The organism is Sinorhizobium meliloti (genome assembly GCF_017876815.1).
Classification (GTDB): Bacteria; Pseudomonadota; Alphaproteobacteria; order Rhizobiales; family Rhizobiaceae; genus Sinorhizobium; species Sinorhizobium meliloti.
The window spans coordinates 978,599-991,870 of the sequence record NZ_JAGIOS010000002.1; the positions used below are offsets into that span (position 1 = coordinate 978,599).

The following is a 13,272-nucleotide window of genomic DNA, read 5'->3' on the forward strand; positions in this document are numbered from 1 at the left end:
TCACGCTGCCTTCCTGATCGCGCCGTCGGAGGCGGCGCGGATAGCCGCGATGTTCCTGGCGTAGTGCTCCTCGCTACCGCCCTTGAAGACCGCCGAGCCGGCAACCAGCACATCGGCCCCGGCCGCGGCAACGAGCGGCGCGGTCTCCGGCGTCACGCCGCCGTCGATTTCTATGTGGATCGGACGGCCGCCGATCATCGACCTCACCCGCCGCACCTTGTCGACCACGGCCGGGATGAAATCCTGGCCGCCGAAGCCCGGATTGACCGTCATCAGGAGGACGAGGTCCAGCCGGTCCAGCACATATTCGATGACGCTCTCCGGCGTCGAGGGGTTGAGCGATACGCCCGCCTTGCAGCCGACGTCGCGGATGGCCTGCAGCGAGCGATCGAGATGCGTGGTCGCCTCCGCATGCACGGTGATGATGTCGCAGCCGGCACAGGCGAAGGCGCCGAGGTAGGGCGTGGGTGGTTCGATCATCAGATGGCAATCGAACACCTTGTCCGTGCGGTCCCGCAACGCCTTAATGACCGGGGGGCCGAAGGTGATGTTGGGCACGAAGTGGCCGTCCATCACGTCGAGATGTATCCAGTCCGCACCGGCCCGGCACACGGCCTCGACCTCTTCGCCGAGCCGCGAGAAATCGGCCGACAGAACCGAAGGCGCAATGATGGTCTTCTCATTCATGGCGATGTCTCCGTATGACTGGGTTCGACCGTGGCGAACACGCGGCTCGCGGCAATGTCCCGCGCCGTGATGGTCGACAGTTGTTCGGCATCGACCGGTCCGGCGCTTTCCTCGAACAGGCGGTTCGCCTGCCGCAGCCGGGCCCGGTCGAGCGCGTTTCGGATGGAGCGCGCATTGGCGAAATGCGGCTGGCGCCGGCGGCGCGCGATGTAGTCGCTCATCACCGCAGACGCCTTGCTGTCGAAGCGGTACCCCTGCCGGCTGAGCATGCTCTCGGCGATCGACAGAAGCTCCCCGTTATCATAGTCGGGGAAGTCTATGTGGTGGGCGATGCGCGATCGGAAGCCGGGATTGCTCTCGAAAAACCGGTCCATGCGGTCGGCGTAGCCGGCGAGAATCACGACCAGGTCGTCGCGATTGTTCTCCATCACCTGCAGCAGGATCTCGATTGCCTCCTGGCCGTAATCGCGTTCGTTGTCGGGACGGTAGAGGTAGTAGGCCTCGTCGATGAAGAGCACGCCCCCCATCGCCTTCTTCAGGATCTCCTTGGTCTTGGGTGCGGTGTGGCCGATATATTGCCCGACCAGATCGTCGCGCGTCACCGACACCAGATGGCCCTTGCGGATATAGCCGAGCCTGTGCAGCAGGTTGGCCATGCGCAGCGCCACCGTCGTCTTGCCGGTGCCGGGGTTGCCGGTGAAGCTCATATGCAGCGACGGCGGCTCATGGCTGAGGCCCATTGCACGGCGGGCCCGCTCGACGAGAAGCAGCGCCGCCGTCTCGCGGATACGCTGCTTCACGGGTTTCAAGCCCACGAGTTCCCGGTCCAGTTCGTCGAGGATTTCGGCGACGCCGGAGGCTTGGTATTCCTCAGCGAGGTCGACCGAGGTCGGCAGGCTTTCGGTGTTCGATGGAGCATCCGGCATCAGCATTGTCGCTCCTCCTATCGCTGCGTTTCCCACATATAATGCTGGCTGCGGCCGTTGCTCTCCGTCCGGGTCATCCTGAGGCTCGGCTCGTTTTCGGGACGGTTGACTATGAACGACATCGTCACCGTCTCCAGGCCGCGGCTGGAATCGAAGGCGTTGAGGCGGATATAGTCCTGCGGATGGGCCTTGCGGCAATCCTCCACCTCCATCATCACGCCTTTGGCGTCCTTGAGGTCGAACATCGGGTTGCCCCACATTTCCCAATAGGTGTTTCTAGGATGAGGGTCGTCGGTATACTCGACGCCGATAGCCCAACCCTTTCCAAGGCAATATTCCACCTGCGCCGTGATCTGCTCGTCGGTCAGGTCGGGCAGGAACGAGAAGCATCCCTGGGTGATACGCATGTCGTCTCTCCTTCTCTTCTTGTCCGTCAGGTTCGGGTCTGTCAGGCCGCGGTAACGCTCGGCACGAAATCCGACGTATCGGTCGGGGTGTAGTTGAAGCTGATATTGCCCCAGATATCGAGGGCCGCTTCCAGCGGTTTGCACCACTTCGCCGCCGCCCGCAGGATCTCGGGACCTTCGTGGGCGATGTCGCGGCCCTCGTTGCGGGCAAGCACCATGGCTTCCAGGGCGACGCGATTGGCGGTGGCCCCTGCCTGGATGCCCATCGGATGCCCGATCGTGCCGCCGCCGAACTGCAGTACGACATCGTCGCCGAAAAGATCGAGCAGCTGGTGCATCTGACCGGCATGGATGCCGCCCGAGGCGACGGGCATGACCTTCTTGAGGTCCGCCCAGTCCTGCTCGAAGAACAGACCGCGCGGAAGGTCGACCTCGTTCTTCATTTCGCGGCAGACATTGTAGTAGCCCTGCACCGTCGGCGGGTCGCCCTCGAGCTTGCCTACGGCCGTGCCCGCATGCAGGTGGTCGACGCCGGCGAGCCGCAGCCATTTGGCGATCACGCGGAAGGAGATGCCGTGGTTCTTCTGCCGCGTATAGGTGCCGTGACCGGCCCGGTGCATGTGCAGGATCATGTCGTTCTGCCGGCACCATTCCGATATTGACTGGATAGCAGTCCAACCGACGATGAGATCGACCATGACGATGACCGAGCCGAGTTCCTTGGCGAATTCGGCGCGCCGGTACATTTCCTCCATCGTGCCGGCAGTGATGTTGAGGTAGTGCCCCTTCACCTCGCCGGTGACGGCGGAAGCGTGATTGACGGCCTCCATGCAGTAGAGGTAGCGGTCGCGCCAATGCATGAAGGGCTGCGAATTGATGTTCTCGTCGTCCTTCATGAAGTCGAGACCGCCCTTCAGCCCCTCATAGACGACGCGGCCATAGTTCTTGCCAGACAAGCCGAGCTTCGGCTTGGTCGTGGCACCCAGCAGCGGCTTGCCGAACTTGTCGAGCCGTTCGCGCTCGACGACGATGCCGGTCGGCGGACCCCTGAAGGTCTTCACGTAGGCGACGGGCAGGCGCATATCCTCGAGCCTTGCCGCCTTCAGCGGCTTGAACGAGAAGACGTTGCCGATGATCGATGCCGTCAGGTTCGCGATCGACCCTTCCTCGAAGAGGATGAGGTCGTAGGCGACATAGCAGAAGTACTGCCCCGGCGTTCCCGGCACCGGATCCACCCGGTAGGCCTTGGCGCGGTATTGATCGCAGGCCGTCAGGCGATCGGTCCAGACGACCGTCCATGTGGCCGTCGAGCTTTCGCCGGCAACGGCGGCGGCCGCTTCGATCGGATCGACGCCGTCCTGCGGCGTGATCCGGAAGAGCGCGATCAGGTCGGTGTCCTTCGGCTCGTAGTCTCCGTTCCAGTAGCCCATCTGGGCGTATTTCAGCACGCCTGCCTTGTAACGTTCGCGGCCCTTGATCTCTGTCTTTGCGTCGGCGTTCATAGTATGGGGTCCTTTCCTCTGAATGGATGCGGTCAGGCGGCTTCCGACCGCGCAGACTGGGGTTTCAGGGAGCCGCTTGCGTAGCGGCGGGCCATCTCCGGCATCGGCACGACCTTGATGCGGGATGCGTTTCCGGCGGTGCCGAAGGCCTCGAAACGGGCCTTGCAGACCGCCGACATGGCGTCCATGGCGGGTTTCAGGAATTTGCGCGGGTCGAATTCGCTGCGGCTCGTGTCGGCGACGCGGCGAAAGGCAGCGGCCGCGGCAAGGCGCAGGTCGGTGTCGATATTGACCTTGCGCACGCCGAAGCGGATGCCACGTACGATCTCCTCGACGGGGACGCCGTAGGTCTCGCGCATCTGGCCGCCATGGGCGTTGAAGACGTCCTGCCATTCCTGCGGCACGGAGGAGGAGCCGTGCATCACGATATGAGTGTCCGGCAGCCGCTCATGGATCTTCTCGATCACGTCCATGGCGAGGACTTCGCCGGTCGGCTTGCGGGTAAACTTGTATGCCCCGTGCGAGGTGCCGATGGCGACGGCCAGTGCATCGACGCCGGTCTCGGCGACGAAGCGGGCGGCTTCGTCCGGATCGGTAAGCAGTTGCGAACGGTCGAGCGCGCCTTCGAAGCCGTGGCCGTCCTCGGCCTCGCCGTGGCCGGTCTCGAGCGATCCGAGGCAGCCGAGCTCGCCTTCGACCGAGGCGCCGACCATGTGCGCGAGGCGGCTTACCTCTGCCGTGATCGAGACGTTATAGTCGTAATCGGCAGGGGTCTTGGCATCCTCCTTCAGCGAGCCGTCCATCATGACCGAGGTGAATCCGTGCTGGATCGCCGTGAGGCAGGTCGCGACATTGTTGCCGTGATCCTGGTGGATGCAGAGCGGAATGTCCGGATACATCTCTTCCAGAGCTTCCATCATCTTGGCGAGCATGACGTCGTTTGCGTAGGAGCGGGCGCCACGCGAGACCTGGAGGATCACGGGAGCATCTGAGGCTCGCGCCGCCTCCATGATCGCAAGCCCCTGTTCCATGTTGTTGATGTTGAATGCCGGCACGCCATAGCTGCGTTCGGCGGCGTGATCGAGCAATTGGCGAAGCGTGATGCGGGCCATTGTCATGCCTCCTCGGATGATCTGACGATGTGGGCGACCGGTTTGCCGGTCCGGGCACCTATGGGCGGCGTTTCCGGGCATGCCCGGCGGAGAAGCTCCAGGGCTTCTGCGACGACATGGTCGGCGGTAATGCCGAAATGGCGGTAGAGGTCTCCGGCCGGTGCCGAGGCACCGAAGCCTGTCATCCCGACGAAAGCACTGTCGGGGCCCATCCAACGGTCCCAGCCGAGGCGGCCCGCCGCCTCGATGGCGATGCGCGGTGCATCTCCGAGGACCTGCCTTTGATAGGCCGCGTCCTGAGCCTCGAACTTCTCCCAGCACGGCATGGAGACCACCGCCGCTGCTATGCGTTCTTCGGCCTGCAGGCGCTCCGCTGCGGCAACGGCGATCTCGACTTCGGATCCCGTGGCGAGAAGCGTGATATCCCGGTCGCCGCGCGCCTCCATCAGGACATAGGCCCCGAGCGCCGACAGGTTCTCGTTCCCGTCCGTCCGGCGCAGCATCGGCAGGGCCTGCCGCGAAAGGGCGAGGACGCTCGGCGTGTTCTTCTCGCCAATCGCGATCTCCCAGCATTCCGCCGTCTCGATGATGTCGGCCGGCCGGAAGACGTTGAGGTTGGGCGTGGCGCGCAGCATGGCCAGATGCTCGACCGGCTGGTGCGTCGGTCCGTCTTCGCCGAGCCCGATGGAATCATGGGTCAGCACATAGATGACCGGCAGGCCCATCAGGGCCGAAAGGCGCATCGCACCGCGGGCATAGTCGGAAAAGACCAGGAAAGTGCCCCCATAGGGGATGAAGCCGCCATGGAGCGCGATGCCGTTCATGGCGGCCGCCATGCCGTGCTCGCGGATGCCGTAATGCAGGTAGCGGCCCTTGAAATTACCCGGCGAGATGGGCTGGGTCTGCGAGGTCAGCGTCAGGTTCGAACCGGTCAGGTCGGCCGAGCCGCCGATGGTCAAAGCGGTGGCGCCGTTGATGACCTCCAGAGCCATCTGCGAGGCCTGACGCGTCGCGACCTTCGTAGCCCTTGTGCGATGCGCGCCCCGGAATCTTGCAAGCAGATCGCCGACCTCGCCGTCGAGCTGCCGCTCTACGGTCTGCTCGTAGCGCTTTTTCGAGCGCGAAGCGTCAAGGCGGATTTCCCACGCCTCGCGGGCCGTGCGGCCCCGCGTCGCCACCTTTTCCCAGGCGGCCTTGATCTCGGGCGGAACGAAGAAGGGCGGATGCGGCCAGCCGAGTTTTTCGCGTGTGGCAGCGATCTCCTTTTCGCCGAGCGCCGCGCCGTGGGTCTTGTGCGAGCCCTCCATGCTGGCGGCACCCTTGCCGATACGGGTGCGGCAGGCGATCAGCGACGGCTTTCGGGTCCGGCGCGCCCGTTCGATCGCTTTTTCCACCGCGTCGGGGTCGTGGCCGTCGACTGCTTGCGCGTCCCAGCCGGCGGCGCGGAAACGCGCAAGCTGGTTCATCGAGGTGGAGAGATCGGTCGAGCCGTCGATCGATATCCGGTTGTCGTCCCACAGCACGACGAGCTTGCGCAATTTCAAATGTCCGGCAAGGTCGATCGCCTCGTGGCTGATCCCCTCCTGCAGGCAGCCGTCTCCGGCTACCACGTAAGTGAAGTGGTTGCAGAGCGCACTGCCGAAGCGGGCGGCCATCATCTGTTCGGCGATCGCCATGCCGACAGCGGTCGAGATCCCCTGGCCGAGCGGGCCGGTGGTGGTCTCGATACCGAGGGCATGGCCATATTCGGGGTGGCCGGCCGTTTTCGAGCCAAGCTGGCGAAAGGATGAAAGCTCGGCCATCGGCATATCGGCGAAGCCGATGAGGTGATGGAGCGAATAGAGCAGCATCGAGCCATGGCCGGCCGAAAGCACAAAACGGTCGCGGTCCGGCCAGTCGGGGTGTGACGGATCGATCCTGATGAAGCGGTTGAAGAGGACCGTCACCGCGTCGGCCATGCCCATCGGCATGCCGGGGTGACCGGAATTGGCCTTCTCGACGGCATCCATGGAAAGAAACCGGATGGCATCGGCCATGCTGCGCTCCGAGGCGGCGGCGCGCGGTCCGATCTGCTGCGAAACATTCATGATGTCCTCCTCACGACATGCGGTGCTTGCGCTCGAGCAGCTTGTGGATGAGCGGGGTGAAGATCAGCTGCATGGCGAGATCGAGCTTGTCGCCCGGCACCACGATGGAATTGGCGCGCGACATGTAGCTGTTGTGCAGCATCGACAGCAGGTAGGGGAAATCGATGCTTTGTGGCTTGGCGAAGCGGATGACCAGGATGGATTCGGCCGGCGTCGGTATCCAGCGGGCGATAAAGGGATTGGATGTGTCGACGATCGGTACGCGCTGAAAATTGATGTCCGTCAGGGAGAATTGCGGGCAGATATAGTTCACGTAGTCGGGCATGCGCCGCAGGATGGTGTCGGTCACGGCCTCGGTGGAGTAGCCGCGGGTCGCCTTGTCGCGATGGATCTTCTGGATCCATTCGAGATTGATCACGGGCACGACGCCGATCTTCAGGTCGCAATGCTGGGCGAGATTGACCGTGTCGGTGACGGCGCAGCCATGCAGCCCCTCGTAGAAGAGGAGATCACTGTCGCGGAATTCTTCCCAGTCGGTGAACGTGCCGGGGTCCGAACCGAATTTCGCGGCCTCGGCCTCGTCGTGCACGTAGTGACGGGTGCGGCCGACCCCGCGCCGGCCATATTCGGCGAAGACGCTTTCAAGGATTTCCAGTTCGTTCGCCTCGGCGGAGAAATGCGTGAAGTCGACGCCTCGGGCTTTCTCCTCCGCTATCTTGCTGCGCATGGTTTCCCGGTCGAAGCGATGAAAGGCATCGCCTTCGATGAAGGACGCCGAAATGTTCTCGCGCTTGAATATCTTCTCGAAGGTGTCCTTGACGGTCGTGGTTCCGGCGCCGGACGAACCCGTGATGGAGATGATGGGGAATTTGGCCGACATATTTTTCTCCTCAGGCCCGGAACAGACCGCGCTTGCCGAAGAGCGGAGCGCGTTCGCCAATCATGTTCGGGTCGACGTGATAGCGGGTGATGCGCGCCACCTCGCGGCGCGAACCGAAAACCAGAGGCACGCGCTGGTGCAGATTTTCCGGAACGAGATCGAGAATGCGGTCGATGGACGTGGTGGCCGCGCCGCCGGCATTCTCGATGATGAAGGCGATCGGGTTGGCCTCGTAGACGAGCCGCAGCCGGCCCTGGCTATATCCCTTCCGGCCGTCGGCGGGATAGAGAAAGATCCCGCCGCGGATGAGGATGCGATAGGTTTCCGCGACGAGCGAGGCGATCCAGCGCATGTTGAAATCCCGCTCGCGCGGGCCCTCGGAGCCTGCCAGGCAGTCGTCGACATAGAGCCGGATCGCTTCTTCCCAGTGCCGGTAGTTCGACATGTTGATGGCGAATTCGTGCGAGCGCTCCGGGATGATGGCCGACTTGTAGGCCTCGACGAAACATCCGAGCCTGCTGGAGAAGATGAAGATCTCCGTCCCCTTGCCGAGCGACAGGACCAGAGCGGTCTGCGGTCCGTAGATAAAGAAGCCCGCCGCCAGTTGCCGGTTTCCAGGTTGCAGGAAGGACTGGGAGGGGTCCACGTCCGGCCCCTTGGCGGCGGGAAGCACCGAGAAGATCGTGCCGATGGAAACGTTGTTATCGATGTTCGAAGAGCCGTCGAGCGGGTCGATGGCAACTGCGAGGCGCGCCGACGGGTCGAGCAGAACCGGATTTTCCAGTTCTTCCGAGGCGTAGCATGCGACGGGGGCGCCTTGCAGACACGTCAGGAATTGGTCGTCGCACAGGATGTCGAGATCCTTCTGCAGATCGCCATCCGTGTTGCTGCCGCCGTGGGTGCCGTTGAAAGCGGTGCCGAGCGCTCCCTGGTTGACGAGCTTGCGGATGTCAAGGGCGGCCTTCGCCAGCCTCTGGATCACGGCGGCGACGTCCCCTGAAAGGTCGTCGCCGCGGGCCGTGCATGAAGCGAGGTAAGCTTCGAGAGTCGCGCCTGACATGATGTCTCCTCCACACGCTGTCGAGGGAAGGATGGCGCAAAAGGGGAGTTTGTAAAATTTATTCATTTGACTTCATAAGTTAGATTTCCTTACTTTGGCGCATGCGCAATGTGACCTTTCGCCAGCTCCGCACCGTCGAAGCCGTTTGCCGGTTGGGGAAGATCAACCTTGCCGCCGAAGCCTTGGGACTGACCGGACCGGCGCTCACCCTGCAGATCCAGCATCTGGAACGGGACGCCGGCATTGCGCTCTTCGACCGCACGCGCGGCGGCATGGTGCCCACGGCCTACGGCCTCGCCTTTCTCGAGGCTGCGCGGGCGATCGAGGACAGCCTTACCGCCCTCGAGGATTCGATCGACGCCATCAAGGGCCTCAGAACCGGGCGGTTGCGCCTCGGGGTCGTGTCGACCGGCAAATATTTCGCGCCGCAGCTGATTGCTGCCTTTCGCGATCAGGTCCCCGCCGTGGAGATAAATCTCTTCATCGGCAACCGTGCCGAAATCATCGCCAAACTGCGGGACCACGAGATCGACATCGCTCTGATGGGGCGGCCGCCGCGCGATTTCGAGGTGAGGGCGCAGGTGTTCGGCGATCATCCTCTGGTCTTCATCGCCCCGGCCGGTCACCCGCTCGCAGGCGTGCTGGAGATTTCACGGGAGCGGATCGCGCAGGAACAGTTCCTGGTGCGCGAAAAAGGATCGGGAACCCGGATATCGCTCGAAATCTTCCTGAGCGACACACCGCACGAGCTCGAGGAGCTTGGCACAGAGATCGCTTCGAACGAGACGATCAAGCAGGCCGTCATTGCCGGTCTCGGTATCGCCTTCATCTCGGCGCATACGATAGAACAGGAGGTAAAGCTCGGCAGGCTCGTGATCCTCGATGTGATCGACACGCCGATCCGCCGGCAGTGGTTCACCGTGTCGCGCCTGGACCGTGTCGCCACCCCGGCTATGCAGGCTTTCGAGCGGTTCGTGCTGGCATCCGGCGCGCGCTATCTGCCTGTGGTCAGCAAGCCTTATCCGGCCAACGCATTTGGCTAGATGCGAGCTTCATGCGGGCGGAAAGCGGCGTCGACCGACACCTAGGTCGTAATTGTGGGGCACCACATCGCTTGCTACCATGCGCCCAAGAGGAGATTTTACGATGCCTAAAGCCCGGCCACGGCGCCGCCGGGCTCTGCCGGAGCAGCGAACTGCCGCTCCGGCGCCTTGACCCGGGCAGGACTGCTACAGGTCCTGCCTGGTTTCATGCCCGCCCCGACCGCAAGGGCGCCTGCCGGAACGGGAGCGAGCACAACGACCCCACGGGCGAATGGAGGAAGTATGGCCTGGCATAAACCGAAATTCATCGAAGTCAGCTGCGCTATGGAAATCACCCGCTATGCTCCTGCGGACGGGGATGAACCGATCCTCTTCTGAAGGCCAGCTTGACGAGGATCGGTAAGGCATCAGGTATCCCGGTGAACAAAACGTCCGATCTTCGCATCATCGTCTTGGGGGCCGCCGCCGGCGGCGGTCTCCCGCAATGGAATTGCGGCTGTCGCAACTGCGCGATGGCGCGCGATCCGGCCTCCGGCCTCAGACCGCAAACCCAGTCGTCGCTTGCGGTGAGCCTCGACGGCGAGAGCTGGACCGTCTTCAACGCCTCCCCGGACATCCGCCAGCAGGTTCAAGACAATTGCCCGCTTCAGCCACGCCGGCTGCGCCACAGCCCCATCGAGAGTGTGGTGCTGACGAATGGCGACATCGACCATCTGGCAGGGCTTCTCGTTTTGCGGGAGAAGCAGGCATTCACCCTATTTTCGACCGGCGCAGTCGGCCGGATCGTCTCCGACAATCCGGTCTTCCAGGTCCTCGATCCGGAACTGGTGTCAAGAAAGACCATCGAAATCGATGAGGCTTTCTCTCCGCTGTCGGGCCTCGATGCACGGCTCTTCGCCGTTCCGGGCAAGGTGCCCCTCTTTCTCGAGGACGGCGAGCCCGATCTGGGCATCGAGGGCGAGCACACGGTCGGGCTCGAACTGGAGGCCGCCGGCAGGCGGGTCTATTATGTTCCTGGCTGCGCCATGATGACGGATAGCCTCGCCGCGCGCCTGCGCGATGCCGATGCTGTCTTCTTCGACGGCACGCTCTTTTCCGATGACGAGATGATCCTGACCGGGACCGGCCGCAAGACAGGCCGTCGCATGGGCCACATGCCGATCGACGGGGAAGGTGGCAGCCTCGACGCGCTCGATCTCTTGAACATTCGCAGAAAGATCTATGTCCATATCAACAACACCAACCCGATCTGGCGGGCCGGCAGCGAGCGAGAGCGCGTCGAGGCCCGCGGTTTCGAGATCGGCTATGACGGCATGGAGGTCCGGCTGTGACGACGGCAACTGACAGACAAGCTTTCCATGCCCGCCTGCTGGAGATCGGCAAGGAGCGCTACCATGACAAGCATCCGTTTCATGCGATGCTCCATGGCGGCGGTTGCACGACGACGCAGGTCCGCGCCTGGGTGATCAACCGCTATTATTACCAGAGCCGCATCCCCATGAAGGATGCGGCCTTTCTGTCGCGTTGCGACGACCCGGATATGCGCCGGGCCTGGCGCTCCCGCATCGAAGATCACGACGGCGGCGTCGAGGAGGGCGGCGGCATCCGGCGCTGGCTGCGTCTCGCCGAGGCCGTGGGACTAGATCCAGCCTATGTCGGCTCCGCAAGGGGCGTACTGCCGTCGACCCGGTTTGCCGTGGACGCCTATGTTTCCTTTGTGCGTGAGAAGCCGCTGCTCGAGGCGGTGGCCTCCTCGCTGACGGAGCTTTTTGCGCCGAAGATCCACTCGGAGCGCATTGCCGGGCTGCTGGAGCACTACGCCTTCGCCGATGACGCCGCACTCGCCTATTTCCGCCAGAGGCTGGCGGAGGCGCCCCGGGATGTCGAGTTCGGCCTCGCCTATGTCCTTGACCATGCCGACACGCGGGAAAAGCAGGACGCGGCCGCTCAGGCACTCACCTTCAAGACGGATGTTCTCTGGGCCCAGCTCGATGCACTTTATTCGGCCTATGTCACGCCGGGGCGCATTCCGCCGGGGGCCTGGGACGGCCGGGAGGGGGTGATCCGCGAGCCGAGAGCGCGGGAGGCCGCGGAATGACGGCCGACGCGCCCGTGATTTCAGGATCGAGCGTCGTCAAGCTGGCACGAGGGGTCCGGCTGCATGAGGATCCGGTCCGCGGCCAGACAGTGCTGCTGGCTCCGGAGCGCGCCATGGCCGTGGACGACATCGCCGTCGCCATCGTTCAGGCTCTCGATGGCGAACGGAACCTCGACCGGATCGCCGCCGACTTTGCCGAGAAGTTCGACGCCCCCGTCGAAGAGATCGCCGAGGATGTCAGGACTTTCGTCCAGGAGCTCTCCGTCCGCCGCATGCTGGAGATCGTCCAATGAGCGACACTATCGCCCGGCCAGCCGAAACTGCCCGCACCTTGCCGCGCATTCTTCCGCCGATGGCCATGCTGGCGGAACTGACGCATCGCTGCCCGCTCGCCTGCCCCTATTGCTCCAATCCGATCGCCCTGACGCAAGCCAAGGAAGAACTATCGACAGAGGAGTGGACAGGCGTCTTCGCGCAAGCCGCCGATCTCGGCGTCCTGCATCTGCACCTGTCCGGCGGGGAGCCTGCCGCGCGTCGGGACCTTGTCGAAGTGACGCAGGCGGCGAGTTCGCTCGGCCTTTACACCAACCTGATCACCTCCGGCGTGGGACTGACGGAGGCGAGGATGAACAGCCTCGCCGATGCCGGACTCGACCATATCCAACTTTCCATCCAGGGCGTTTCTCCCGAAAGCGCCGATCGGATCGGCGGGTACAAAGGCGGTTATGAACGGAAAATGGCGGTTGCAGGCTGGGCGGCCGATGCCGCTATACCGCTGACGCTGAACGCCGTCTGCCACAGGCAGAACATGGGCGAGATCGATGAGATGATTGAGCTGGCTATCCGGCTGAAGGCGCGCCGCATCGAAGTCGCCACCGTGCAGTTTCACGGTTGGGCCGAGCGCAACAAAGAGGTTCTCATGCCGACCCGCGAGCAGGTCGAATGCGCTACGCGAAGCGTCGCCGAAGCACGCGAGAAATATCAGGGCATATTGGTGATCGACTATGTGCCCGCCGATTATTATTCGAAGTATCCGAAGGCCTGCATGGGCGGCTGGGGCCGCGTCGGCTTGAACATCACGCCGTCCGGGCGGGTGCTTCCATGCCATGCCGCCGAAACCATTCCGAGCCTCTCTTTCGAGAACGTGCGCGAAAACTCGCTTTCCAGCATCTGGTACGAGAGCAATGCGTTCAATGCCTATCGCGGCGAGGACTGGATGCCGGAGCTCTGTCGGAGCTGCGAGCGCAAGAAGGTGGATTTCGGCGGCTGCCGCTGCCAGGCGATGGCGCTTGCCGGCGACGCGAGCGCAACGGACCCGGTTTGCATCCGGTCTCCGCTTCGCGATCGCCTGACGCTCGAAGTGGAACAGCTTTCGGCACCGTCGGTCGTGCCGATGAATTATCGCGGCCGGGCATAACCGTTAACGGTGTCGGCACGCTTCACCGGTTGGAAACGGTGAAGCGTGGCGGG

The 13,272-nt window shown here is 63.5% G+C and carries 14 protein-coding genes; 6 read left to right on the forward strand and 8 right to left on the reverse strand.

Annotated features, from left to right (window positions below; genetic code table 11):
• Genes rpe through JOH52_RS23525 form a run of 8 tightly spaced genes read right to left on the reverse strand, consistent with a single transcriptional unit; the run spans position 1 to position 8,661 of the window.
• Positions 1 to 687, reverse strand: a complete 687-nt coding sequence (gene rpe, locus JOH52_RS23490; protein WP_010975097.1) for a ribulose-phosphate 3-epimerase — start codon at positions 685 to 687, stop codon at positions 1 to 3.
• Entirely contained in the window at positions 684 to 1,619 is a 936-nt protein-coding gene (gene cbbX / locus JOH52_RS23495; protein WP_014530809.1) for a CbbX protein, read from the reverse strand. The genes rpe and cbbX overlap by 4 nt, the downstream gene beginning before the upstream one ends.
• Positions 1,620 to 1,630: 11 nt before the next feature.
• Positions 1,631 to 2,020, reverse strand: a complete 390-nt coding sequence (locus JOH52_RS23500; protein WP_014530808.1) for a ribulose bisphosphate carboxylase small subunit — start codon at positions 2,018 to 2,020, stop codon at positions 1,631 to 1,633.
• A gap of 41 nt (positions 2,021 to 2,061) precedes the next feature.
• Positions 2,062 to 3,522 (reverse strand): form I ribulose bisphosphate carboxylase large subunit, encoded by a 1,461-nt coding sequence (locus JOH52_RS23505; protein WP_010975100.1) that lies wholly within the window; start codon positions 3,520 to 3,522, stop codon positions 2,062 to 2,064.
• Positions 3,523 to 3,554: 32 nt separating this feature from the next.
• Entirely contained in the window at positions 3,555 to 4,634 is a 1,080-nt protein-coding gene (gene fba, locus JOH52_RS23510) for a class II fructose-bisphosphate aldolase (RefSeq protein WP_010975101.1), read from the reverse strand.
• Positions 4,635 to 4,636: 2 nt separating this feature from the next.
• Entirely contained in the window at positions 4,637 to 6,721 is a 2,085-nt protein-coding gene (tkt, locus tag JOH52_RS23515; protein WP_014527578.1) for a transketolase, read from the reverse strand.
• Between the two features lie 10 nt (positions 6,722 to 6,731).
• Positions 6,732 to 7,601, reverse strand: coding sequence for a phosphoribulokinase (locus tag JOH52_RS23520; RefSeq protein ID WP_003528721.1), 870 nt, complete (start codon positions 7,599 to 7,601; stop codon positions 6,732 to 6,734).
• A gap of 10 nt (positions 7,602 to 7,611) precedes the next feature.
• Entirely contained in the window at positions 7,612 to 8,661 is a 1,050-nt protein-coding gene (locus JOH52_RS23525) for a class 1 fructose-bisphosphatase (RefSeq protein ID WP_014527577.1), read from the reverse strand.
• A gap of 101 nt (positions 8,662 to 8,762) precedes the next feature.
• Between JOH52_RS23525 and JOH52_RS23530 the strand changes: the two genes are divergently transcribed.
• The 6 genes from JOH52_RS23530 to pqqE all read left to right on the forward strand — a co-directional run bounded on the left by JOH52_RS23530 (position 8,763) and on the right by pqqE (position 13,219).
• Entirely contained in the window at positions 8,763 to 9,704 is a 942-nt protein-coding gene (locus JOH52_RS23530; RefSeq protein WP_014527576.1) for a LysR family transcriptional regulator, read from the forward strand.
• 282 nt (positions 9,705 to 9,986) lie between these two features.
• Positions 9,987 to 10,082, forward strand: coding sequence for a pyrroloquinoline quinone precursor peptide PqqA (pqqA, locus tag JOH52_RS23535; protein WP_003528714.1), 96 nt, complete (start codon positions 9,987 to 9,989; stop codon positions 10,080 to 10,082).
• Between the two features lie 41 nt (positions 10,083 to 10,123).
• Positions 10,124 to 11,035 (forward strand): pyrroloquinoline quinone biosynthesis protein PqqB, encoded by a 912-nt coding sequence (pqqB, locus tag JOH52_RS23540; protein WP_003528712.1) that lies wholly within the window; start codon positions 10,124 to 10,126, stop codon positions 11,033 to 11,035.
• Complete coding sequence (pqqC, locus tag JOH52_RS23545; RefSeq protein WP_003528710.1) at positions 11,032 to 11,802, forward strand: pyrroloquinoline-quinone synthase PqqC; 771 nt, start codon at positions 11,032 to 11,034, stop codon at positions 11,800 to 11,802. The genes pqqB and pqqC overlap by 4 nt, the downstream gene beginning before the upstream one ends.
• A complete protein-coding gene (pqqD, locus tag JOH52_RS23550) occupies positions 11,799 to 12,095 on the forward strand; it encodes a pyrroloquinoline quinone biosynthesis peptide chaperone PqqD (RefSeq protein WP_003528708.1) in 297 nt (98 codons plus the stop codon). Before pqqC ends, pqqD begins: the two co-directional genes overlap by 4 nt.
• Positions 12,092 to 13,219, forward strand: coding sequence for a pyrroloquinoline quinone biosynthesis protein PqqE (pqqE, locus tag JOH52_RS23555; protein ID WP_014530806.1), 1,128 nt, complete (start codon positions 12,092 to 12,094; stop codon positions 13,217 to 13,219). The genes pqqD and pqqE overlap by 4 nt, the downstream gene beginning before the upstream one ends.
• Positions 13,220 to 13,272 lie beyond the last annotated feature (53 nt).